The sequence below is a fragment of the Wukongibacter baidiensis genome (assembly GCF_050888315.1).
GTDB lineage: Bacteria > Bacillota > Clostridia > Peptostreptococcales > Caminicellaceae > Wukongibacter > Wukongibacter baidiensis.
On sequence record NZ_CP138202.1, the window covers coordinates 3,256,830 to 3,282,273 of the forward strand.

24 protein-coding genes are annotated in these 25,444 nt (G+C 33.6%); 8 read left to right on the forward strand and 16 right to left on the reverse strand.

What is annotated here, in order from left to right; genetic code table 11:
• The first annotated feature begins 34 nt into the window (after positions 1-34).
• The 3 genes from R9X47_RS14705 to R9X47_RS14715 all read left to right on the forward strand — a co-directional run bounded on the left by R9X47_RS14705 (position 35) and on the right by R9X47_RS14715 (position 5,592).
• Positions 35-574, forward strand: a complete 540-nt coding sequence (locus R9X47_RS14705; RefSeq protein WP_432661807.1) for a methylated-DNA--[protein]-cysteine S-methyltransferase — start codon at positions 35-37, stop codon at positions 572-574.
• A gap of 400 nt (positions 575-974) precedes the next feature.
• Positions 975-3,182, forward strand: a complete 2,208-nt coding sequence (locus tag R9X47_RS14710; protein WP_432661808.1) for an SBBP repeat-containing protein — start codon at positions 975-977, stop codon at positions 3,180-3,182.
• A gap of 187 nt (positions 3,183-3,369) precedes the next feature.
• Entirely contained in the window at positions 3,370-5,592 is a 2,223-nt protein-coding gene (locus tag R9X47_RS14715; protein WP_432661809.1) for an SBBP repeat-containing protein, read from the forward strand.
• A 313-nt stretch (positions 5,593-5,905) separates the two neighbouring features.
• Here R9X47_RS14715 and R9X47_RS14720 read toward each other — a convergent pair whose 3' ends face one another.
• Positions 5,906-6,211 (reverse strand): hypothetical protein, encoded by a 306-nt coding sequence (locus R9X47_RS14720; protein WP_432661810.1) that lies wholly within the window; start codon positions 6,209-6,211, stop codon positions 5,906-5,908.
• Between the two features lie 177 nt (positions 6,212-6,388).
• On the opposite strand from R9X47_RS14720, the gene R9X47_RS14725 reads away from it, so the two are divergent.
• Positions 6,389-6,766 (forward strand): helix-turn-helix domain-containing protein, encoded by a 378-nt coding sequence (locus tag R9X47_RS14725; protein WP_432661811.1) that lies wholly within the window; start codon positions 6,389-6,391, stop codon positions 6,764-6,766.
• Between the two features lie 264 nt (positions 6,767-7,030).
• Here the strand turns inward: R9X47_RS14725 and R9X47_RS14730 are convergent, their stop codons facing one another.
• Both R9X47_RS14730 and R9X47_RS14735 read right to left on the reverse strand, forming a co-directional pair.
• Complete coding sequence (locus R9X47_RS14730) at positions 7,031-7,198, reverse strand: hypothetical protein (RefSeq protein ID WP_432661812.1); 168 nt, start codon at positions 7,196-7,198, stop codon at positions 7,031-7,033.
• A 439-nt stretch (positions 7,199-7,637) separates the two neighbouring features.
• On the reverse strand, positions 7,638-8,204 hold the full coding sequence (locus tag R9X47_RS14735) for a uracil-DNA glycosylase (RefSeq protein WP_432661813.1): 567 nt from the start codon (positions 8,202-8,204) through the stop codon (positions 7,638-7,640).
• A 171-nt stretch (positions 8,205-8,375) separates the two neighbouring features.
• On the opposite strand from R9X47_RS14735, the gene pepV reads away from it, so the two are divergent.
• On the forward strand, positions 8,376-9,764 hold the full coding sequence (gene pepV, locus R9X47_RS14740) for a dipeptidase PepV (RefSeq protein ID WP_432661814.1): 1,389 nt from the start codon (positions 8,376-8,378) through the stop codon (positions 9,762-9,764).
• A gap of 61 nt (positions 9,765-9,825) precedes the next feature.
• Here pepV and R9X47_RS14745 read toward each other — a convergent pair whose 3' ends face one another.
• The 4 genes from R9X47_RS14745 to R9X47_RS14760 form a co-directional block, all read right to left on the reverse strand.
• Positions 9,826-10,932: an FAD-dependent oxidoreductase gene (locus R9X47_RS14745; protein WP_432661815.1), complete on the reverse strand. Its 1,107-nt coding sequence runs from the start codon at positions 10,930-10,932 to the stop codon at positions 9,826-9,828.
• A gap of 91 nt (positions 10,933-11,023) precedes the next feature.
• On the reverse strand, positions 11,024-11,473 hold the full coding sequence (locus R9X47_RS14750) for a hypothetical protein (RefSeq protein ID WP_432661816.1): 450 nt from the start codon (positions 11,471-11,473) through the stop codon (positions 11,024-11,026).
• A gap of 49 nt (positions 11,474-11,522) precedes the next feature.
• Positions 11,523-11,750 (reverse strand): DUF2383 domain-containing protein, encoded by a 228-nt coding sequence (locus R9X47_RS14755; protein ID WP_432661817.1) that lies wholly within the window; start codon positions 11,748-11,750, stop codon positions 11,523-11,525.
• A gap of 10 nt (positions 11,751-11,760) precedes the next feature.
• Entirely contained in the window at positions 11,761-11,970 is a 210-nt protein-coding gene (locus R9X47_RS14760; protein WP_432661818.1) for a hypothetical protein, read from the reverse strand.
• Between the two features lie 139 nt (positions 11,971-12,109).
• Between R9X47_RS14760 and R9X47_RS14765 the strand changes: the two genes are divergently transcribed.
• Complete coding sequence (locus R9X47_RS14765; RefSeq protein WP_432661819.1) at positions 12,110-12,592, forward strand: CBO0543 family protein; 483 nt, start codon at positions 12,110-12,112, stop codon at positions 12,590-12,592.
• A gap of 5 nt (positions 12,593-12,597) precedes the next feature.
• Entirely contained in the window at positions 12,598-13,668 is a 1,071-nt protein-coding gene (locus tag R9X47_RS14770) for an NAD(P)-binding protein (protein WP_432661820.1), read from the forward strand.
• 81 nt (positions 13,669-13,749) lie between these two features.
• Here the strand turns inward: R9X47_RS14770 and R9X47_RS14775 are convergent, their stop codons facing one another.
• From R9X47_RS14775 to R9X47_RS14810, 8 genes are all read right to left on the reverse strand, one after another.
• Entirely contained in the window at positions 13,750-14,847 is a 1,098-nt protein-coding gene (locus tag R9X47_RS14775) for a GerAB/ArcD/ProY family transporter (RefSeq protein WP_432661821.1), read from the reverse strand.
• A 50-nt stretch (positions 14,848-14,897) separates the two neighbouring features.
• Positions 14,898-16,049: a Ger(x)C family spore germination protein gene (locus R9X47_RS14780; RefSeq protein ID WP_432661822.1), complete on the reverse strand. Its 1,152-nt coding sequence runs from the start codon at positions 16,047-16,049 to the stop codon at positions 14,898-14,900.
• Between the two features lie 44 nt (positions 16,050-16,093).
• Positions 16,094-16,303, reverse strand: coding sequence for a hypothetical protein (locus R9X47_RS14785; protein ID WP_432661823.1), 210 nt, complete (start codon positions 16,301-16,303; stop codon positions 16,094-16,096).
• A gap of 1 nt (position 16,304) precedes the next feature.
• Positions 16,305-17,468, reverse strand: a complete 1,164-nt coding sequence (locus R9X47_RS14790; RefSeq protein ID WP_432661824.1) for a Ger(x)C family spore germination protein — start codon at positions 17,466-17,468, stop codon at positions 16,305-16,307.
• 4 nt (positions 17,469-17,472) lie between these two features.
• Positions 17,473-19,026, reverse strand: a complete 1,554-nt coding sequence (locus R9X47_RS14795; RefSeq protein WP_432661825.1) for a spore germination protein — start codon at positions 19,024-19,026, stop codon at positions 17,473-17,475.
• A 342-nt stretch (positions 19,027-19,368) separates the two neighbouring features.
• Positions 19,369-20,127, reverse strand: a complete 759-nt coding sequence (locus R9X47_RS14800; RefSeq protein WP_432661826.1) for an exodeoxyribonuclease III — start codon at positions 20,125-20,127, stop codon at positions 19,369-19,371.
• Positions 20,128-20,151: 24 nt separating this feature from the next.
• Positions 20,152-21,732 carry a PAS domain-containing sensor histidine kinase gene (locus R9X47_RS14805; RefSeq protein ID WP_432661827.1) on the reverse strand — a complete coding sequence of 527 codons (1,581 nt, stop codon included), beginning with the start codon at positions 21,730-21,732 and terminating at the stop codon, positions 20,152-20,154.
• A gap of 244 nt (positions 21,733-21,976) precedes the next feature.
• Positions 21,977-23,596: an ATP-binding protein gene (locus R9X47_RS14810; protein WP_432661828.1), complete on the reverse strand. Its 1,620-nt coding sequence runs from the start codon at positions 23,594-23,596 to the stop codon at positions 21,977-21,979.
• Positions 23,597-23,883: 287 nt separating this feature from the next.
• Here R9X47_RS14810 and R9X47_RS14815 point away from each other — a divergent pair, with 287 nt between their 5' ends.
• Positions 23,884-24,027, forward strand: coding sequence for a hypothetical protein (locus tag R9X47_RS14815; protein ID WP_432661829.1), 144 nt, complete (start codon positions 23,884-23,886; stop codon positions 24,025-24,027).
• 75 nt (positions 24,028-24,102) lie between these two features.
• On the opposite strand, the gene R9X47_RS14820 is transcribed toward R9X47_RS14815, so the two are convergent.
• Positions 24,103-25,242 carry a hypothetical protein gene (locus R9X47_RS14820; protein ID WP_432661830.1) on the reverse strand — a complete coding sequence of 380 codons (1,140 nt, stop codon included), beginning with the start codon at positions 25,240-25,242 and terminating at the stop codon, positions 24,103-24,105.
• Positions 25,243-25,444 lie beyond the last annotated feature (202 nt).

The following is a 25,444-nucleotide window of genomic DNA, read 5'->3' on the forward strand; positions in this document are numbered from 1 at the left end:
GTATAATATAAAAAAAGAACAAAGGAGAAAACAGATGGCAAATACTAAAGATATGAAAGTCTATTATTTTATATTCGATACTTCCTTTGGAAAGATATTTTTCGCCTCTACTAACGAAGGTCTATGTATAGTGAGCTTTACGGATGATAACCCAGAGAAACAGTTTAATTGGCTTAGAAAACACTTCAAGGAAAATAACATCATAGAAGATAAGAATAGAAACATAGAAGCCTTTAATCAATTAGAAGAATATTTTCAAGAAAAAAGACAGGATTTTGATTTAAAGCTCCATCTGATAGGTACAGCTTTTCAAGAACAGGTTTGGAATGTACTAACGGAAATAAAGTTCGGTGAGATCTTAACCTATAAGGATGTTTCCTGTAAGCTTGGAGACATGAATAAAAGCAGAGCCGTTGGTGGAGCTGTAGGTAAGAATCCGATCGTTGTCATAGTTCCTTGTCATAGGGTTATTGGTAGTAATGGTAAGCTTACTGGATTCTCTGCTGTTGGTGGATTGGAGTTAAAGAAGAGATTGTTAGATTTAGAAGAAGTGAATGCTCAGCTGAGCTTTTGATTGTTAGTTAATGTACAAGATGGGTGACAGGCTTATTATTAAACTTTATTATTGTTTATCGTATGGTAAAGTTTGATAGTAAGACTGTCACCCGTTTTTCATGCCTTTAAATAGCCCCTAGTTAGCACTAAATTTTAACTACTACATAATATAAAGTGCAAGAAATACTGTTATAAGTCTCTAAACTAAATTTTAATCTAAACATTTATTTAAAGTTCTAACATTATCATATATATAATAGTAAAGTCCTTCTGGACTTGCACGATAAGCAATTAGTTAAAAATATAAAATAAGAGGGGAATATACTTCATGGCATCTTCAGATGGTATACAGAGGTATATAGTCTTCGCTTAAAAGGCTCAAATAAGAATGTATAGAAACATAGGGAGTGAATTTTTTAATGTCTATTATATTGAAAAAAGCAGAGGATGAACAAAGCTTGTATTCTTCTAAGACAATTCCTGTAGCTCAGAAGGAGAAAGTCCTTAGTAATCTAAGCAAAATGCCTATGATGTTTATCACAAATGCCGGACAAATAAACCATAAGGTTAAATACTATGCTAAAGGAGGAAACTTTGGCTTCTACTTTACTAAGGAAGAAGTAGTGTTAAGTTTTGTTAAAAGAACATCAAAAGAGAGTTTTGATAAAAGCACAAGTAAAAGTGATATTTCTAATGAAGGGGAAAAAGAAATTGGAGTAGCCCTATCTATGAAGTTTATTGGTGCTAATCCGGATGTAAAAATAGAAGGTCAAATCATGGGCAGTGGAAGGGTCAATTACATTAAGGGAAATGACCCTGAAAAGTGGTATACAGATTTGTTTACCTATGAAAAAGTAGTGTATAGAGAGCTATGGCAAGGTATAGATTTAGTGTTTTATGGGGCAAGGGGGCAATTGAAATATGAATTTGTAGTTCATCCCGGTGCAGATTCCCAGGATATTAAGCTAAGCTATAAAGGTGCAGAAGATATATCCTTAGACGAAGAAGGAAACCTATTAATTAAAAATGATCTTGGAGTACTAATTGATGAGCATCCTGTAAGTTATCAGGAGATTGAAGGAAGAAATGTGACACTTGATAGCAGCTTTGTAGTAAAGAAGCATGAAGATGGGGAAAGCTTCTATAGTTTTAAAGTTGAAAAGGGTTACAATCCAGACTACCCTATTATTATAGATCCAGTTCTTATTTACTCCACCTATCTTGGGGGAAGTGGTTTTGATGTAGGCTTTGGTATAGCAGTAGATAATACCGGCAGTGCCTATGTGACAGGACAGACTAGTTCATTAAATTTTCCACTTATGAATCCTATTCAACCAGTAATTGGAGGTGGTTCTGACGCATTTGTAACAAAGGTAAACCCTGCAGGTACAGCTCTCATTTACTCCACCTATCTTGGGGGAAGTAGTTTTGATAGCGGCAATGGTATAGCAGTAGATAATACCGGCAGTGCCTATGTAACAGGGCAGACTAATTCAATAAATTTTCCACTTATTAATCCTATTCAACCAGCAATTGGAGGTTCTTCTGACGCATTTGTAACAAAGGTAAACCCTGCAGGGACAGCTCTCATTTACTCCACCTATCTTGGGGGAAGTGGTTTTGATAGAGGCCTTGGTATAGCAGTAGATAATACCGGCAGTGCCTATGTGACAGGAACGACTAGTTCATTAAATTTTCCACTTATGAATCCTATTCAGCCAGCAATTGGAGGTTCTTCTGACGCATTTGTAACAAAGGTAAACCCTGCAGGTACAGCTCTCATTTACTCCACCTATCTTGGGGGAAGTAGTATTGATGAAGGCTTTGATATAGCAGTAGATAATACCGGCAGTGCCTATGTGACAGGACGGACCAGTTCAATAAATTTTCCACTTATGAATCCTATTCAGCCAGTATTTGGAGGTTCTGGTGACGCATTTGTAACAAAGGTAAACCCTGCAGGTACAGCTCTCATTTACTCCACCTATCTTGGGGGAAGTGCTTTTGATAGAGGCTTTGGTATAGCAGTAGATAATACCGGCAGTACCTATGTGACAGGACGGACTGATTCAGCAAATTTTCCACTTATGAATCCTATTCAACCAGTAATTGGAGGTTCTGCTGACGCATTTGTAACAAAGGTAAACCCTGCAGGCACAGCTCTTATTTACTCCACCTATCTTGGGGGAAGTGCTTTTGATAGAGGCCTTGATATAGCAGTAGATAATACCGGCAGTGCCTATGTGACAGGACGGACTGATTCAGCAAATTTTCCACTTATGAATCCTATTCAACCAGTAATTGGAGGTTCTGCTGACGCATTTGTAACAAAGGTAAACCCTGCAGGCACAGCTCTTATTTACTCCACCTATCTTGGGGGAAGTGCTTTTGATAGAGGCCTTGGTATAGCAGTAGATAATACCGGCAGTGCCTATGTGACAGGGCAGACTAGTTCAGCAAATTTTCCACTTGTGAATCCTATTCAACCAGTATTTGGAGGTTCTGCTGACGCATTTGTTACAAAGATTAATACCAATCCTCCTATAATATCTCCAATACCTCCTCAAATAAGAATAACGAATCAAAATATTACTGCTATAGTTTATGAAGCAGGTTCAATTCAATAAAATGGCGCAATATGCTGTCCTATCAAGCCTAAGATTAAGAAATCAAACTGCAGGTTATAGCAGAGCTTAAAGAAGATAAATACTTGTATTGTAGAATGTCTAATGCATCTATAATACAAGTATATATAGTCTTCGCTTAAAAGGCTTCAATTAAGAATGTATAGAAACATAGGGAGTGAATTTTTTAATGTCTATTATATTGAAAAAAGCAGAGGATGAACAAGGCTTGTATTCTTCTAAGACAATTTCTGTGGCTGAGAAGGCGAGAGTCCTTAGTAATCTAAGCAAAATGCCTATGATGTTTATCACAAATGCCGGACAAATAGACCATAAGGTTAAATACTATGCTAAGGGAGGAAACTATGGATTCTACTTTACCAAGGAAGAAGTAGTGTTAAGTTTTGTTAAAAGAACATCAAGAGAGATTTTCGATAATAGCGCAAGTAAAGGTGATATTTCTAAGGAAGAGGAAAAAGAAATTGGAGTAGCCCTATCTATGCAGTTTATTGGTGCTAATCCGGATGTAAAAATAGAAGGTCAAATCAGGGGCAGTGGAAGGGTCAATTACATTAAGGGAAATGACCCTGAAAAGTGGTATACAGATTTGCTTACCTATGAAAAAGTAGTTTATAAGGAGCTATGGCAAGGTATAGATTTAGTATTTTATGGAGCAAAGGGGCAGCTTAAATATGAATTTGTAGTGCAGCCAGGAGCAGATTCCCAGGATATTAAGCTAAGCTATAAAGGTGCAGAAGATATATCCTTAGACGAAAAAGGAAACCTATTAATTAAAAATGATCTTGGAGTACTAATTGATGAGCGTCCTGTAAGTTATCAGGAGATTGAAGGAAGAAATGTGACACTTGATAGCAGCTTTGTAGTAAAGAAGCATGAAAATGGGGAAAGCTTCTATAGTTTTGAAGTTGAAAAGGGTTACAATCCAGACTACCCTATTATTATAGATCCAGGCCTTATTTACTCCACCTATCTTGGGGGAATTGGTTCTGATAATGGCATTGCTATAGCAGTAGATAATACCGGCAGTGCCTATGTAACAGGATTGACTAGTTCATTAGATTTTCCCCTTATGAATCCTATTCAACCAGTATTTGGTGGTGTTTCTGATGCATTTGTTACAAAGGTAAACCCTGCAGGCACGGCTCTTATTTACTCCACCTATCTTGGGGGAAGTGATACTGATGTCGGCTTTGGTATAGCAGTAGATAATACCGGCAGTGCCTATGTGACAGGACAGACTAGTTCATTAAATTTTCCACTTATGAATCCTATTCAACCAGTATTTGGAGGTCTTTCTGATGCATTTGTTACAAAGGTAAACCCTGCAGGCACAGCTCTTATTTTCTCCACCTATCTTGGGGGAAGTGATACTGATGTCGGCTTTGGTATAGCAGTAGATAATACCGGCAGTGCCTATGTGACGGGACAGACTTTTTCAGCAAATTTTCCACTTATGAATCCTATTCAACCAGTATTTGGTGGCTCTGCTGATGCATTTGTTACAAAGATAAACCCTGCAGGCACAGCTCTTATTTTCTCCACCTATCTTGGGGGAAGTAGTGGTGATGCCGGCAGAGGCATAGCAGTAGATAATACGGGCAGTGCCCATGTAACAGGATTTACTAATTCATTAAATTTTCCACTTATGAATCCTATTCAACCAGTATTTGGTGGAGGTGGTGCTGACGCATTTGTCACAAAGGTAAACCCTGCAGGCACAGCTCTTATTTACTCTACCTATCTCGGGGGAAATGGGGTGTTTGATATAGGCAGAAGTATAGCAGTAGATAATACCGGCAGTGCCTATGTAACAGGATCAACTAGTTCATTAAATTTTCCACTTATGAATCCTATTCAACCAGTATTTGGTGGAGGTGGGAGTGACGCATTTGTCACAAAGGTAAACCCTGCAGGTACAGCTCTTATTTTCTCCACTTATCTTGGGGGAATTGGGTTTGATGTCGGCTTTAGTATAGCAGTAGATAATACCGGCAGTGCTTATGTGACAGGAGAGACTAGTTCATTAAATTTTCCACTTGCGAATCCTATTCAACCAGTATTTGGTGGAGGTAGTTTTGACGCATTTGTCACAAAGGTAAACCCTGCAGGCACAGCTCTTATTTTCTCCACTTATCTTGGGGGAAGTGGTGATGATTTTGGCAGGGGTATAGCAGTAGATAATACCGGCAGTGCCTATGTGATGGGACAGACTAGTTCATTAAATTTTCCACTTATGAACCCTATTCAACCAACATTTGGCGGAGGTATTAGTGACGCATTTGTTACAAAGATTAATACCAATCCTCCTATAACAGCTCCAATATATCCTCAAATAAAAGTAACGAATCAAAATATTACTGCTATAGTTTATGAAACAGGTTCAAATCAATAAAATTGTAGAATATGCTGTCTCTATCCAGCCTAAGATTAAGAAATCAAACTGCAGGTTATAGCAGAGCTTAAAGAAGATAAATACTTGTATTGTAGAATGTCTGATGCATCTATAATACAAGTATTTATATTTTTAGTATTTGCTTTGTGTATAGTTGTAGTTATGTATTAATTATAGAGTATACAAAGCCTCTGATTGCCCTGTGTTTAGTAGAAAAAATTACGTAATAGATTGATAGATAGAAGTCAACTTATCAGCCCTGACCGCTTTAACTTCCAATTATCGTGACAAATACAAACTCCCCTTGCCTTCTCTATAACCCCGCAATATCTTTATTTCTTATTTTATTAGATATATTCCCTATTCTTAAACCGTCAGCTAAGCCTTGTTTATATATGATTTGAAAGTGCAATAGCTCTTCTTCGTTGCGTTTTTCTTCATATCTAAATATTAAGCTTCTATCTTCCTTGGGCAAGGATTCTAATATCCTATCCCACAGGCTAAAACACTCTTGTCTGACTACTTCTACCCTCTTATCATTTCTTATAACTTGTTGACCAATATCATTTAGTCTGTCATCAATAAAGTCCTCCAAGTAACTATCTATGCTTTTTAGCATTTAAAATTCCCCCTTTATTAAGCAACATGATTGTTTCACTTTGTGACCGCATTTACTATATTTTACATCACGATACGAAACATTTCAATAGCTTTCCAAAATCAAAGTTGCATTTCGTGACAGTTTATTTTCAAAACGCAACATTAATGTAATAATAAAACTACGGAGCGTGATAATATGACCCTAGGTGAGAAGATACGATTACTTAGAGAAACCAAGAAAATGACTCATGATGATTTAGCTAAATTACTTAATGTTGGCAGATCAACTATATCTAATTATGAGAGAAATTATAGAAAACCAGATATTGATATGCTAAAAAGAATAGCTAGTGTCTTTAACGTTACTACTGATTATTTATTAGGTATAACTGAAAATCCAAACAATAAATTAACTGATGAAGCCAATAAACAATTAGTCGATGAAATTATTGAAATCTATATTAAGAATGGTAAAATCAAAAAGGGTGAAAAACTTACTAAGGAACAAGAAAAGAAAATATTAAAAGAAATAGAATTGTTTGTAGATATGTCTAGCAAGCTTGAGGATATTTAATTGTTCTTAATAATTCCTTTAAGCTTGCTTTATTTTTATTAACCTAACTCATTGTACTAGTAAAATAAATTTCCTAAATATCAAGCACTTAAGGGATATTAATATTTCCTTTTAGTGATTTCAATGAATCTGTTTTTACTTTTAAAGTACATAAAAAAACAGGTTCATTGCATGAACGAAAAGGAAATATTAATATCCCTCGACCAAAGTACTAGCTAAACGGCTAACCTATCATTATCCTTAAGTTTCAGTTCTTTCTTCTTTTTACTTTTTCACAAATCCATAATGAAAAGATATAAGAATAGTAATAACTACAATTGCAATCAGTGGCGTTATATACCAATAACCAAGTTCTTTATTTAAATAAAATGAAATTAAAAACATAGTCAGACAATATATACTTCTAAATATATTTCGTTTCATTTTACTCATACTACTCACTCCTTTTACTTAATGGTTCCGAAACTGTCTCGTTACCCTTATGACGAACAAAAATATCTTTGCTTTATTAGATTAAATTTAATAACTTAAATTTTCCACTCAGTATAAATATAGCAAGTATTATACAAGCTACTGTTATTATAATTTTAAAAATAGGTAATTTTTTTCTTTCTCTATAAAATTCAATCGACTCTAAAATATTAAGTAATGCTATCAAAAAAAGTAAATAAGGAGTAGGTAACTTATTTATAATTATCACAAAAGCAATGATAATTAATATGCCCTTAACAGTACTAAAAAACGATAAATACTTGTTTGAAATAAACATTTTAAAATCTCCTTAATTATTTTTTATATAAATTATTATATTCAAATTCCAACCGCTAAAGGGATATTAATATCCCTCGACCGAAGTACTAACAAAACACCTTTAATCAGCTTCACCTACTAGCTCCTCATAAACCCTCTTCACTTCCTTAAAATCTGCCCAAAACGGCCTCTTCTTACCTTCATCCCTAAGCAGTGCCGCCGGATGAAAGGTCGGAAGTATCTTGATTTCCTTTTTTTCTACCCATTGTCCCCTTTGTCTCGTTATCCTTAAATTTTTGTCTATAATATTTTTACCTGCTATAGACCCTAGACATACTATTATCTTGGGCTTTATGAGCTTTACCTGCCATCTTAAATAAGGTATACATGCCTGCATTTCGTCATCTTGGGGATTTCTATTATTCGGCGGACGGCATTTAACAATATTAGCTATAAAAACGTCTTCTCTTTTGAGGCCTATTCCTTCTATTGCTTTAGTAAGAAGCTGTCCTGCAGCACCTACAAATGCCTCTCCACTCAGGTCCTCGTCCCTGCCGGGACCTTCTCCGATAAACATGATGTCAGCCTCAGGATTACCCTGTCCAAAAACAACATTAGTTCTTCCACCGCACAGTCTACATTTCCTACAGCTGTGAGTGATTTCCTTCAATTCATCTAAGGTATACATAGTATTATCACCTTCATCAATTTCCTGACATTTTTTGTTATATTTATGGTAATTATACTAGTAATGCACTTTCAAATCAAATTTAATTTATTAGTAACAGGGCAATTTTGTTGAAAAAAGTTCCAAAATCAAGTAATATGAAATCAAATTGAAGTGTTTGGGGGAATGAATATGAACTTAGAACAGAGAATTGATGCAATGCAAGATGAGATTATCAAATCAACTCAAGAAATCATTAGTAAAAAGAGCGTTAAGGGTTCTCCAGAGTCTGACATGCCCTTTGGTAGGGATATCCATGAATGTTTTACATATACACTGGGTCTATGTGAGGAATTTGGTTTTAAAACAAAGAACGTTGATAACTACGCTGGACATGCTGAATTTGGAGATGGTGAAGAGGTTGTAGGCGTATTGGTTCATCTCGATGTAGTTCCTGAGGGTGACAACTGGACATACCCTCCATATGGTGGAGAAATCCACGATGGCAAGGTATATGGTAGAGGAACTATTGATGATAAAGGTCCTGCAGTAGCGGCTCTATATGCTATGAAGGCAATTAAGGACTCGGGAGTCAAGCTAAATAAGAAAATACGTATTATTTTCGGCCTTGATGAAGAAAGCGGATGGGAAAGTCTAGCGTATTATCTTGATCGCGAAGAATCTCCAGGTGTTGCCTTTACTCCAGATGCTGACTTCCCAGCTATTCATGGAGAAAAAGGGATACTTATATTTGATTTAACAAAACCCTTTACAAACAAAGCCTCAGGTGAAGGTATTAAAATATTAAACATCAAGGGTGGTAACAGACCTAATATGGTTCCTGATTATTGTGAGGCACACCTCGTATCAGATGACTCATTAGGATCAAAGCTAGAAGCCTATGTTAAGGAAAATGATGTTAAGTTAGAAATCCTTGAAGAGGATGAAAAAATCACAATAAAATCCTATGGGGTTTCTGCCCACGGCAGTCTTCCTAAGCATGGTCATAATGCAGTTTCTCAGCTTATTTTATTCCTAAGCACCCTAGATTTAGCAGCTGGAGATGTTTCTGACTTTGTAAAGCTATACAGTGAAAAAATCGGAATGGAATACTATGGTGAGTCTATTGGTTGTGGTTTTAAGGATGAACCTTCAGGAAATCTTATATTTAATGTTGGAGTGATAGACCTAACAGAGAATCAGGTAAAGGTTACTGTTAATGTTAGATATCCAGTTACCTTTAATGATAAGGCAGTCTATGAAGGTATGGAAAAAGAGCTCACCGATACTGGCGTTAATATAGTACCTATTGAACACGTTGCTCCTATATATCTTCCAAAAGATCATGAACTCATTAAAAAACTTATGAAGGTTTATAGTGAGTTTACCGGTGATAATAGTGAGCCTATTGTTATCGGAGGAGGTACATACGCAAGATCCATGGAAAATGCCGTTGCCTTTGGTCCGTTGTTCCCAGGCCAACCAGAACTAGCCCATCAAAAGGACGAGTATATATCTATTGAAGATTTAATTAAGATTACTAAGATATATGCAAATGCATTATATGAATTAGCTAAATAATAGTTACTATACTTCATATAAAAAAGGTCCAAATATCACAAATTTGGACCTTTTTTAATATCTATATCTTCCCCTGTCTTTTATTTCTTTCATAAATCTTATTTAGAATACCTAATACACTTCCACCAATCTTAGCAATGTCTAAGTTGGTATCATAAATTAATTGCTTAACTCCCGGCAAACCAATGGTAGGAACAAAAATATCATATCCTTTATTATTCATTCTGTTGTAGACTCTCCTGAAGTCAATCATTTTTCTAATGCCTGAGTCTATGGTCTTTAAGAGCTTATCATAATCTTTTCCCTCGGCTATAGCTCTAGCAACCAATGTTCCTGCCGTAAGAGAATTCATCTGGCCAAATCCTAGGAAAGGTTCTATCCCTCCCCTTGCACCACCTACTAAATATATATTGCCAACACGGTTTGGATATATATATCCAGTCTCATGCTTCAGCTTAAATTCTTCAACAATAGTATATTTTATGTCTTCTTCAAATAGAAATTTATTCCAATAATAATCCATCTGCTCGTCATTTACATCATTTGTTATTAAAACAAGGGTAGCTTTTTTCTTGTTAAAGGGGGTGAGATATGCATATCCATTTTTACAATAGTCTTGATTTATCCACATAATTAGCCTCGTTGGATCAAAGTTGCCTAAGACTATTGCCCCCCTTACCATAGATGAAAATAAAGTATATACACAACCTAACTCTTTAGTAAAGTTCGTATTTCCAGTTGCCACAATAACCTTGTCATAAGCCTTTGACAATTTATCATAGTCAGCTAAGTTATTAAATATTATCTTTGTATCTCTAAGTTGAGAATATAGTTGACATTTTAGTCCATCCTTCTCTCTTCCTCTTTTGAAAAAGTATCCCAAATTCCCCCTGATAATAGATTGATTTCTAGGAGAATTGTGAACTACGGAATATATGGGATTTAAAGGTTCTATGTCTTTATCTAATTGATATTTGAAGTAGTCAATCATATCTTCTCTTTGATTTTTTAAATGCCTTACAATAACATCGAAAATTGCTGTAACATGGGGATGCATTTCGCCAATAAAGTTATTTTTCTCATATACAACTGGTTTAACACCATACTTTTCAAGCTCTAAGGCACAGGAAAGCCCTGCTACGCCGGCTCCAATAATTGCTACCTTCAAGATTTTCAGCTCCCATATCTATATATTATTTTAAACCATGAATAAACAACTACAGCTATTATAATAACTAAGCAAATATATACTAGAAGGCTCATCTCTCCACTCCCCATTTATTTAAAACTACTATAGAAAACCAGCTAATAATTAGTATTGCTCCTATATTAATTATTAAACTGTCATAAAAGTGCCACTCTAAATACTCAACAGCACCTCTATAAACTAAGATTAATTCAGTTGATGAATATATTATAAATATCACTATAACATTTAATACCGATAGCAACCTTCTTTTCGGGTGATATTGCGCTAACAAGGTTCCTATTATAAACACAGGGCCTAATACAAAAAATAATGATGAATCCAAGATACAGATTACTGGCCTGTTAATAGTATATCTCCCATGGGATATATTGCAGAAGTCTACGATAATAGCCATCGAGGATGCCAATAATCCTGCCCACATGTTTGTCTTTAACTCTTTCCAGTTTACTAAAAGCAAAAAAATAATCCAATTAGCTACAAATAATATTATCCATTCCATCTAACTCCTCCCCCAGAATAATACATATCTTAAAAAACTTCATAAAGAATTAAAATCTATTTTTCGTTGGAAATATTTTTCCTATTATATAAGGCTTAGCTTGCATCCTTTGAATTTTCTGTTGTAGTTTCTCTATTCCCCTCATTTCATCATCTCTCATCTCGCTAAAGAGCTGCCTCACTTCTGGGTTTCTTATATGTATTAGATTTTCATTATAAAAAAGCTGACTTGAGATTTTATATTGCAATATATCTTTTAAAATATCTGTATCCTTCATAGTACCCCACCTAGCCTTGAAGATTTAGTTTTATCATTAGATCCTTTATTAGCTTAATATGTTCCTTGGAAATTTTTTTAAATTCCTTAACAAGGTTCTTAAGCTCTTTATTGTCAATTTCATCTATATACTGTGAATATTTCTTCAGGAGAAGCTCTTCTCGTTCTATTGATAGTACAAAAGCAGTATCCATTAAATATTCCTGAGATATTTTTTTCATTTTCTTCCTCCAACATTGAAAAAAATTATTGTTTTTAAATATTTTTCTCTAATAAAGTAAATATTATTCTTATATGGAAATGTAGAACTCTATCATTGATTTAGTAGTCAATATATATCTTTTTACTAAGGGTGAGATAATGGATAAAGAAACTTGGACTTTTATTTTCTTTTATGGAAATGTCTTGATTTTACTTATTGCTTTCATGGTTCTAGTTAACAAGGGAAGATTTAAAGAGTTAATTCCCATTGGTCTATTTATTGCTGTTGAAAATTATACAGTTGAAATTATTGGACTACATTATGGTCACTGGAAATATCCTCTAGAAAATCCAGGTTATCCAGAAGTAACCATTATATCTAGTCTCATCTATTTTCCGATTATAGCTATGTTGTTTTACCAATATCTTTCAGGAAATAAACTAAAGGATATGCTTTTGATAACATGCTTTGTTTCGGCAAATATGATTATAGAAATAATAACTTTAAAAACAACGACTCTATTTACCTATGGAGAGAAAATGAATTTGTTTTTTGCATTTTTAATGTATCTTGGTGCCTATATATTAATAATCTTATTTGGCAATTACTTTAATCATCTACATACACTAAAGAGGAGCTAACCTATATGAAAATTGCAATAGTTGGCGCTGGTCTATCTGGTTTGTCCTGTGCCTTTGAACTAAAAAAACATGGAATAAAGCCAATTATCTTTGAAAAAAGGACTTCTATAGGGGATGGTTTAGATTATTCTATTGCAATTCTAAGAATGTTCACAGATTTTACTGGAAGTCCCAAAGGATATTTCAAAAAAAATTATGGACTTAATATAGTTCCATTAAAGGTATTAAGAGAAAGTATAATGATTGGTCCAAGTAAGAGAACCCTTGTAAGAGGAAAATTGGGATATACTTTCAAGAGAGGCCCAGAACCCCATTCCATAGAAAATCAAATTGCTAGGCAGGTTAATCTTCCCATAGTTTTTGATACTCATATTAATTTTGATGATATAAAAAATGATTTCGATTATATAGTATGGGCATCTGGTATCAATAAGCTTTCTAGAAGGCTAAATATATGGACTTCTGCATTTAATACTCAAATTAGAATCTCAACAGTATTGGGGGATTTTAAAAACAATTCTGCCACTATGTGGCTTAATAAGGAATATGCTAGAAATGGATATGGCTACCTCTTGCCTTATAGTAAGAAAAATGCGACTTTAACACTGATAGTAAACAATATTTCTCCAAAGGAGCTAAATTATCACTGGAAGAAATTCTTGTTAAAGGAGAATTTTCAATATAAAATTCTAGAAACTAGAGATGTAGAGTATTGTACTGGATTTGTACACCCTATGCAATTAGATAATATCTATTTTGTAGGGAACGCCGCTGGCTTAACGGAAAGCTGTCTTGGTTGTGGGGCTGTAAATGCTATTAGAAGTGGTATAACTGCTGGAAGGTGTATTGCTAAAAACCTTAATTATACTAAACTTATGGAAAGTACTGGTGATCTTATACGAAGCAACCATGAATTACGAAGATTTTTGAACACCCTCGAAAACAAAGATTTTGATAGGCTTATAACTTTTTTACGACTACCAATAGTGAAGCAACTAATATACAATAATCCCTTTTACAAATCCGTCCATGGCGCTCATATTATAAAACATTATAACAACTTTATTGATAATTAATAAATTTCCCAGGGAGTCTGTCCATTAATTTGGAACAGCTTTCGTTCCGAGAAATAGCCTCAAAAATACAAAACCGGATATTTAACCGGTTTTCTTTCTTCTACCATGCCTTTTCTTGATTTCAGCAAATATCAATACTATAACAGGTAAAAAAACCTGAAATGGTAAAAAATAGTATACTCCCACTTCTTTATTCCACGTAAATTTTTCCATTACACTACCAAAAATGAAATAGGAAGAATTACACATAAGCAGAGCAATAGGTACCACTATAGATCTATAATCCTTTAACTCAAATATCTTAGAGATTCCATTACAAACGGCCAGTAAACATACGCTTATTTTGAGAAAGAATGATGTTATAGTTGCAACAATAGCAATTACTTCTAATCTGTGTAAGATTTCTCCAATATCAACTTTCCCTGCTACACTATGATTTGGATAATAGGTTGATAAGTACACATCCTGCCCTAATACCAAAACTTCTGCCATAGATACCCCAACTATTAGTATTCCCCCCCACAATAATCCTTTGATTAATACGTTGTAGGAGGATTTTTTAGATTTTAATGCAAAGAAGATCATTATGAAAACTACCGAATCTCCAAAGGGAAATGTAAGGGCTTGCAATGTTCCTTCTAATAAAGGTTTAACTCCATTGAATAATATTGGCAAGATATTATTCATATCCATTTGCGGTATTAACATAAGAATAGTAATTGTTGGTACCGGCCCATTAAATATTACAAAAAGCTTTGCCCACCTAGCCAATGTTTCTATTCCTGCTTTAACTACAAAAATACTTAATGCAGTCATCATAAAGATTGGTACTACCATAGGAGTCTCCGGCAGAGAAAGCGTTATTAGATATTCCCCTTGATCTCGTAGTATCAACGATGCCAAACTAAAGGTATATAGAACAAATATCAAACTAAGGGCTTTTCCAAAGAACTTCCCAAATACTTTCTCAAGTATATCAAAAATATCATTTCCGTGATATAGAGAAAGTAACCTAGAATATATTAAGTATAATGGTATTGCAATAATTAATGCAAGTAAAACAGCCAGCCAGAGGTCGCTTCCTGCTGCTGAACCAGTAGGAAGGGCTAAGGTACTTCCAGCAATAAATAAGATAACTAAGCAAATTCCCTCAGCATCTGCAATTACTTCTCTATTCAATCTAAGCTCCTCCTGAGTCCTTCCCCAGATTGTCTATGGAAAATCTGGAGTTACTGATCTTCTACTTTAATAGGTTCAGATGTTAATGCACTTCCACGTATGTTTGCCGTTGCATTAACCTTTACTTCCATATCACTAAAAACTTCATCCCATTCAGGTTCAATCTTTTTCCATTCATCCGGCATTTTCCTTTTTATTTCTGTGCTAAATTTGAAAATATCACTCTTGTATTCTTTTTGTACTTTTTTTACTGTATCTTCTACTAGCTTTTTTATGTTCTTCTCTATATCTTTTTTCATTATCTCTCTACCTTTTTTCTCTATAACATTTACATCTCCAGCTATTTCTGCTATTCCAACATCAGTTTCTATATCAATATTCATAGTTATTTTATCCCCGATTTTTTTTGGCTTTAAGTCTGTTTTATTTCCAAATATTTCGAGGGTAACTTCTACTGGATCACCTCCAACTTCTGTCTTTACAGTCAATAGACCTCCCTTTAACTCATCTATAACCCATAGATAGGATCTGGTTTCCATTTCATCTAATTTACCTACTATCTTTTTTCCTTTAATAATTGCTTGCCCCCCAAGCTTGGGTACCTTCTCACCATTTCTCTCGGCAACCTTAACTATTGGCAATGTGGGCGAAACTCCTTTAGCAAACATATCCTTTGTAAATCGCCACGCGGGAACTCCATGATAGGTCGATATACTTTTCTCATTCTTCAAAGTATTATCTATATGAAATGAGGTTATTTCATCACGTTTTTCAAAGGTCTCTTCTAATATCTCACTGGCCGCCTTTTCTCCCGATACTATAACCCATATATCATCTCTAAACTCAGCATCTCTGCTAGTATAGTCAAGAGCAGTAATTAATCTTTCGTCAGAGATATCTTGACTCAATATGACTACTTTTGCATGGCCCCAATATAACTTTCTTGCGTTTTTCATTACAGTATCTCTTACAGCATCAAATACTGTCTTTCCTCTGCTTTGAAATAGGGTACTGCCAAATTTTTCTCCGCCCCTTATTAACCTAACTACTTCACTTGTGACTATGTATTCATCCTTTACCTCATCATAGTCGATAGCAACCCCTGCAACGAATCGCATTTTGTTGACTTCTCTATAATTCCAACAACTCGTAAGAAATATTAAGCTAAGTACTATTGTCGCTAATACATATAGTTTCTTCATGACATTACCCTCTTCGTTCTATATAAAAGTTTATACATACACCATTATTTTCCTAGAATAGTGTTAACAATTGTTTCAATGGGCTTTGCAGGGCTTGGAATCTTAACACCCAAGCTTAGTAGTAAGCTAATGATAAAGGCTGCAGAAAAGAATATACTATACACAACAAGCTCTTTTTTCTTATTATTCTTATATAGTGGGACTATCTCAATAATCCCTATTATCAAATAACCCAAAATTATTAAAATATACATTCTAATCTCCTACCTTAATTGTTTTTGATCTTAGTGCACTACCCCTGATTTCCAAGGTTGAATTTACTTTAACATCTAATTTCGAGAAAACATTGTTCCAGTCTGGTTTTAGTTCTTTCCACAGATCAGGCATTTCTCTGCTTATAATGGCACCAAATCCAAAAATATCACTTTTATATTCTTTCTGTACTTTCTTTATTACACTTTCAACCATATTTTTTATTGTTTCTTCTCCATTTTTTTGTATAATTTCTAGATTTTTTTCATCCATAAAGTCTATATCTCCATCTATTTCATTGATATTAACAGTCGTTTTAATATCTATCTTCATAGTTAGCCTTTCACCCTTATATAAAGGCTTTACCTTAGTTTTATTCTTAAAAATTTCGAAGGCTATCCTTACTGGCTCCTTTGCAAGCTCCTTTTCTTCAATTACTATTGTTCCTCCCTTTAATTCATCGATGACAAATAGAAAGGCCTTTGTTTCGCTTCCACTTAACCAGCCTACAGTTTTAGCTCCTTTAAAAACAGCCGTTCCAAAGATTTGGCTGAGGGCCTTATTGTTATATGTAGATACTTGAACAGTGGGAAGTGTTGCCGATATCCCTTCCCCAGCCAACTCATCTACAAACTTCCAAAGAGGTACTGCTCGATACTTTGAAATACTTTCATGATTTTGAAGCATATCCTCTAGGTGAAAGGATATTATATCTTGAACCTTTGCATCTGTCTTCAAAATTTCACCTGCGGTTTTCTCCCTTGAAACTAATAGCATTATATCATCTCTTGTTTCGGCATCCCTTTTTACAAAATCAATGACGCTTAAAAATTTGTCCTCATTATTGATTAACTCCTCGCTTAGGATCAGAACTTTTGCATGGGACCAAAATATTTTCTTACCTGTTTTGGATATCATATTTCTTGCGGCATTGAACATATTATCGCCCACACTTTCATAAATTTCGTGCTCCATTTGAGTTTGTTGCCCACCCATTACGGGCTTTACTAATTCTACTGTTAATTTAAGCTTTTCCTGTTCTTTATTAAAATCTAATGCCGATCCTGCAATTATTCTTTTATCACTGATTTCACTATAGTTCCAGCATCCTGTGACTGTCAAAGCCGCTATAACAATAGTAATTATTAGCTTTTTTTTCTTTCCCATAATACTACCTCTTTTCATGAAGCTTTGGATCTTTTTGGCGAACCTTATTGTTATCCCCAATAAGCTTAGGCCTCAAATGCATAATCCACCAAGGTGCCCTTATAGCAGTATCCTTGACATCCTGCATGTTTAATGCTCCAACATCAAGCATGTATGGTATCCCGAAGGAACGCATTGACATTAGATGAATGAATAGTCCTATGACACCAAAAATGTAACCGTAAAGCCCTAAGAAAGCAGAAAGTAATAAGAATATCAGTCTAACTGCTATTAACGCCCCAATCATTTTTGGAATTAGAAAGTTAGAAATACCTGTTAGGGCTGTAACTATTACTATTGGTGCACTAACAAACTTTGCATCCACTGCCGCCTCTCCCAGAATCAAGGCTCCAACGAAACTTATGGTTGAACCGATAGGCTTTGGAAGTCTAATTCCACTTTCTCTAAGTATTTCAAAAGCAAACAGCATAAATAAGGCTTCAACTATAGTTGGAAAAGGCACCCCTTCCCTAGCTGCAGAGATACTCAAAAGCAGAGGAGTAGGTATCATTTCCTGATGAAAGGTAGTTAGCGCCACATAGATAGCCGGTACACTTGTAGAAAGAAAAAAAGCAAATGTTCTTATCAATCTATTTATCGTAGCATAAATAAATCCATTGTAATAATCATCATTTGCTTGAAAGTGCTCTATAAAAAGATGTGGGAGTGTTAGTACATGGGGAGTTCCATCTACTACTAAAGCAACCCTTCCTTCAAGCAGATTAGCCGCCACAACATCTGGTCTTTCTGTATTTCCAACGGTCGTAAATGGTGACATTGGTGAATCCTTTATAAGTTCTTCTATATATCCCGAATCTAATATGGCGTCAATATCAATGTCATCTAACCTTCTATTTAACTCTTTAACAATTTTCTCATTAGCTATTCCTTCAATAAAACAAACACACACCTTTGTTTGTGTTCTTGTTCCAATCTCTCTAAACTTGAATTTTAAGTCGGTACTTCTTATTTTTCTTCTTATTAGTGTCAGATTTATCATGACAGATTCATTAAATCCTTCTTTAGGTCCTCTAACTATTGTTTCAGCAGTTGGCTCGTTAATTGCTCTGGTAGTCCATCCCTTTGTGTCTATAAGTAGGGCTTCTTCAAAACCCTCTATCAATAGAATAGCGTTTCCATATAGACATGACCCTATAAGCTCATATACTTCTTTCTGAGCCTGAATAGTACTTGAAACGATCACTTTATTTTTTAATGTATCTATTACCTGATTACTTAAATCTATATCTTTTAGTGGAAAGCTAACTATAGGCAATATTATATTTTCATTTATAATCGCTTTATTCACCATTCCATCTACAAAGATTAAACAAAACTTTAGGGGCAGCGCTTCCTGTGTTTCAAATTCTCTAAAATTGACCATATCGTCTTTATTAAATATTTTTTTAAACATCTTTATATTTTCTTCTAATGACTTAGATAACTTCCAATCTTCAGCTGTAACTATTGGTTTATTTTTCTTTTTGCCAATTATCTTATCCTTTAATATCCTAAACATATAGTCATCCTTCCCTTATTTATAGTGAAAGTTTTAATATCATAAGAATTTTTTTCTAGTATTAAACATTTAATCCAATTAAGGTAGTATTAGTTTGCATTATGCACTAGTAAAATATTCATAAAAAAAAGAGAATTCATTAGTTGAATTCTCTGAGACTGTTGAGAAACCCGAATTTCTTCGTTGTTGCTTCAACCAAGAACCCTTACGTATGTCCGTATACGCTGCGGTCTCTTGATTTCAGCACGCCTTGAACTTCGGCTTTCCGGGCAGTCTGTCATCTTGTAGACTTTGTCTACAATCTGAGAGAATTCATTAGCTGAATTCTCTTTCGTATCTATATTATAAATATATGGCTACAGGGCAATGGTCAGATCCCATAACATCATCTAAAATCTCAGCACCCTTTAAATCGTCGATTAAATTATCTGAAACAAAATGATAGTCTATTCTCCAGCCAACTCCCTTTTCTCTTGCTTTAAATCTATAGCTCCACCACGAATATTTTACTTCGTCTTCATGGAAATGTCTAAAGGTATCTACGTATCCATGGGATATAAACTTATCTATCCATGCCCTTTCTATAGGGAGAAATCCCGATCTTTTTTCATTTGATTTAGGATTTTTTAAATCTATTTCTCTATGGGCTGTATTGTAGTCCCCAGAAATAATAAGCTTCTTGCCTTGAGATTTTAGATCTTCGCAATATTCTAATAAAGCATCATAGAATTCCATTTTATACTTTAAGCGTTCATCATCCTTTTGTCCATTTGGAAAATATATATTGAATAGAATAAACTCAGGATATTCCGTTATCAAAAATCTCCCTTCAGAGTCAAACCTTTCTATTCCAATGCCATGTTTTACAGATAAAGGTTTTATTTTTGAATATGTAGCAACTCCACTATATCCCTTTCGCTCGGCTGAGCTAAAGTATGAATGATATCCATCTATATTAATAATTTCCTCATCTAATTGATCAACATTTGCTTTAGTTTCCTGAATACATAATATATCTGGTTGCTCTTCTTTCACCCAATCTACAAACCCTTTTTTTTGAACAGCTCTTATACCATTTACATTCCACGAATAGATTTTCATAAACTTCTTCCTCCTTTAGAGTAATTATGAGTATATATCTGAAAACTCGATATTGATTCTTTCAATATGGCTTTCTTTAATATTATCTTCAGTACTGCCATCATATTTAAAGTCTTCGTCATCTAAAACTTCAACTGGCATCTCTATAATAAATTCACTTCCATGTCCATATTCACTTTCAACAGATATCTTTCCCTGATGCATTTCAACCAAGGACTTTACAAGGGATAATCCTATTCCACTTCCCTCATGCTTTCTAGACCACATATTGTCGGCCTGACGGAATCTCTCAAATATAACTTTCTTTTTATCTTCTGGTATACCTATACCCGTATCCTTTATAGATATAACCATAGTTTCTCCTTTATCAAAAATATTTACAAATATCATACCTCCACTAGGAGTAAATTTTATAGCATTGGATAAAAGATTTAATATTATTCTTTCTATCTTATCACCATCAAATGCCATAATTTTTTCTTCTGTTTCAGTATCAAATATTAAATTAATATCTTTATTTTCTATATAATCTGCAACAGAAAGTGTTATATCTTCTACTACCTTTATAATGTTCCCATTCTTCAAATCAATATCTAAATATCCTGAATCTATTTTCGTGATGTCTATTAGATTATTAACAAGCCTCAACAATCTATTACAGTTTTGCATCAATACATTCATATATTTATTTAATTTTTTATCATCTATTGTATCCTCGCTATTTATTTGAAGGCCCATCAGCTGTAAAGATCCTAAAAGAACATTTAATGGTGTCCTTAGTTCATGGGATATGTTTGCAAAAAATTCTGTTCTCAGTCTTTCATATTGCAGAACCTCATCTAGACGTCTTCTACTTTCTTCTGCTTCCTTGCGTTTTGAAATATCACGGGCTGCTGATACAACTATATTTTTATCATTTGAATTAAAAACATGGGCTGTTACTTCACATGGAACTTTTCTCCCAATCTTAGTTCTTAAGGTGTTTTCTTGGGTGTAGAAGCCACATTCTTCAACAAACTTAAAACCTTCATAAAATTTCTCTATTTCATCTTCCCAAATCACATCCCTTGGAGACATGCTGAGAAGTTCTTCTCTTGTATATCCTAGCATTTCGCAAGCAGCATCATTAACTTCACAAAAAGTCTTTGAATCACCTTGTTCATCCATTTCATGTAAGCATATTCCATCCTTCATACTATTAAATAAATTTTTATATTTGAGTTCACTATCCTTAATTTGCCGCTTAAGCTTCTTTTGTAAGAGATTAAAGCCTAATGCTAAGGTGAAGAATCCCCCTATATGAATTATGCCCTTTATCATGAAATCAGAGCCCTGTTTATGATCAATCGAATGTTTACCATAACTATGTATTATAAAGATAAAAGATATAATCCCTATTAGGGATGTATTTATAAACTCTTTCCTCCATAACCCATTTATTGTGAAGTATGCCAAAAACACTATAGCAAGCTTAATACTCTCAGGAATATTTATACCTACAAAATATAATAAATCAAATATTACTATAATTACAAATAAAATAATTATATCAATAAATTTTTTTAGTATATCTATTATATCAGTAAAAATTTTTTTATTATTCATCTTATATTCACCTTTCTATCATGGTGTTCAAAAGCATTATATTCCATTATTTTCTACATTTTTCTCCTTTTCCCTTCATTTTTTTGATTGTTGCTTTATTTCACGACAAAACTCAAGGGCATGAAATTCCTTCGCTTTAGTCAGATTTCATTTCGAGAAATAACTTGAAAAAAAAATTATCTATAATCCCTTAAATTGATTATAGATAATTTAGAAAGCTCTATTATAAATTCTATAATGTGGTTTAATGAGGAAATCTTACTATAAAATGATTTCCTTCCTCATCAACCTTTAACTCAATAGTTCCATTATTCTTTTCCGCAAGTCTTTTCACTATGTGAAGTCCAAGACCACTACCCTCATTTCCCTTTGTAGTAAAACCTTTTTGGAATATCTTACGTCTTAATTCCTCAGGGATTATAGGTACATTGTTGATAACTTCAAATACATATTCCCCAAGTTCTTCGTATATCCTAATTTTAAGCTTCTTGTCATAGGCATCAGCCTTTTCCAAAGCATACATAGCATTTTTCAATAGATTGCTAAGGATTTTTGTTAAGTCATAAATTCTAATTGGTAAGTTAGGCTCTAGTGTTATGCAATCCATCTCTACATCAATATTTTTCTCCCTAGCCTTTGACAGAACAGAAAAAATAGTTGATTCTATCTCTGGAATACCTATCTCATATTTTTCCCTTATGGTCATTCCTTCACTACTCGCCTTTATTAAATAGCTCAAGGCCTTATCATAATGTTTAAGTTCTAGTAGTCCCCAAATAATTTGTAAGTGATTAGTAAAATCATGCTTATACATTCGAAGCTTCTCATTCATCTTTTCACTCAGCACCAAACGATAATTTGCCATTTCCTTTTCAGTAACCACTTTAGAAAGTATTAAACTTTCTATTACAATTATCAAAGCAGTTGCTAAACTTACAAATATGATGGGGGTAAAATTACTTTTAAGATTGTGCTTTACTGTTTTAGTTAATTCATCTCTGGGAACTATGGCTACTAAAAGCCAATCCATGGGGAATAATGGAGCTACACCCAAAAGATACTGCCTATCAGCAATGGTCGTATTACTCATTTTATAAAAATTCTCTTGTTTAACCAATCTATCTAATCCAGTTTCTGGAAGGTCATAATTTCTAGTATTTAATACAGGGTTGTTATTTTCATCGTATATAACTATCTCGCCTGTAATCCCAATAAAGGTCTCTTCATATAACTTTTTAAGGGGTCCAGTACTTATAGTAACAAAAAAGTACCCTACATTAACTTGAGTGTCTTTATCATCTATTTCACACACTAGATAAAGCTTCTTTTCATCCTTTGACTTAGAATCAATATAATCAGGAACTCCATAATTCCATAAAATATTATGGCTACTAGTTACTAATTTCTTGTAGGTATTACCTCTAAAAAAGTCCTCACTATCAATTTGTATTTTTCCATCGGAGGAAATAAATTGTCCGTTTGTATCAATACATGCGAACCCGTCAATATAAGGAGTGTTATCTTTTAGATCTCTAAATTGGTGTTTTATAAACTTCGATATCTTCTCTCTATAATTCTGAGGAAAACCTTCAAAATCCCGTACTCCGACTTGTACGCCATTATGATTGATTATTTCAAGAACACCTTCTTCAATATTATTTAATGCAAAATTTAATGACTGAGTCGTTTGTCTCAGTATTTGTTCAATATCTTCCTTTTTTTCTTTTTCTACTGCTTCGATCGTTCTCGTATGCACAAAATTTACATATAAGGCCATAGGTATATATATCAATATTAGAAAAAATATTAATAGCCGTACACTTAAAACCCTATCTTTATTAAAAAGCTTCAGGAGCCTATCCAATATTATCCACTCCATTTTCTAAATATTATTTATTAAAACCTATACATATTTTGCCATAAGTTTTGAGTTTTTTACATTATAACATAAAGTTTTATCTTCTATGTGAATATTTTATCTGACAATAAAAGGCATTACAATGAAATAGTTTTATGTTCTTTTAATAATATGATATTATTAATGTTAAATGAAAGCTCTGAGGTGTCGAGTTCCTTCGTTTTTGGTCAGATTTTTCTTCAAGAAATCACCACAAAAGAATAGAGCATTCTTAAAATAAGGGAGGTCTTCTTATGTCATCATGTAACAAAGATAAATGTCCATGTCCATATGATAACTGTGAAAATCATGGCAAATGCTGTGCTTGTATAAACAGTCATAGAGAAAAGGGTTCATTGGTATATTGTATGAAAGAATTTGCTGATAAGGACAAATAATTTTTATAAAGGTGCAGCCCTAGGGTGTTTCAGAATGAGTGAAGTTCATCATTCTGAGATCCCCCTAATATTATATTATCTATTACTTAACCACTCTAACCATTCTCCGCTCAATTCTTCTATAGTTGTACCAAGGACTTTCTCTACTACTTTTTCTAACTTCTCTTGATTTTCCTTATCCCAATCTTTATTAGCTAAGCTTTCATTATATGAATATTTGCCTAGTTCATCAATTATTTCTAATACCTTATCTTTTCCATAGGATAATGATATGTATTTAACTATCATTCCTGATACTCCATAATATCTACCTATGTCGTAATCCTTTGTTAGCTTTTCTAGGTTCATTTCTTCTAATCTATCTATACTTAGGTGAAAATCTTCCTTGCCATACCAGCCTAATTCAATGGGATCGCCACCTCTTTGATAAAAGTTTGCAAAGTAAACTGCCACCCCTTCGCAAAGCCAATAGGGCATGTTATTTTTAGATGCTGATAGAGTTATTTTATGGGTGAGTTCATGTTCTATTAACCCTTGATAATCGTAGTCTTTTTCTCTACCTGAAAATATTTTAAGTCCTTCCTCTAGCTCATACCAACCCGTAAATTGCCATTCAATACTCAGTTTAGTACTCTGTCTAAGCAGTTCACGGTCATTATATATTTTTATAACTGTTTTATCCTTTGTTTGCTTTTCTAAGTCACTTGTAATCCTATCATAGGCCCTTTCAGCTGCATTAATAATCTTATCTAGATTTGCAACCCCTTCCATATAATTAAAAATAAAGTGCTCTGTTTCTTTAACCTTAAAGTTTAAATCAGAGTCCTTCCAGCCTTCATCTGTTTTAATATATTTTACAGAATATAACAGTTCATTATTTTTATATCTGTATTTATAGGTTTGTTTTAATCTCACAACTAATATATCATCTTCTATCTCTTTTATATCAATAATTTCTAGATTAAAGTTTTCTATGTTATTATCTAATAAATCCTTAATCCAACGCCTTTGCTCATTGTAGTATTCTTTATTACTTTTATTAATAGTGATTAAATATTTTTCCTCATTCTTTTCTTCTATTGCCTCAAGCTTAATTCCAATAACTTTAGAAATTTCTTCTTTATAATCATCTTTAGCACCACAGGAAGCTAATAACAACAAAAAAGCTATACAAAACATTAAAAATATATTTCTTTTAATATGCTTTATATTCACATATCTGTCCCCCTAAAAATTCAATTCCTTTCTATTATATATTAATTTTTTGTTATATTTAACCCAAATTATTCATATAAACTTTTAAATTTTACTGCATCCTTTTGTTTCTAATACATCCATCACGTTTTTTAGTGGGGTAATTATGCAATTTGCTCATATAATAAAACCTATTATAAAGAGTTCTAAGCAAATCTTAATT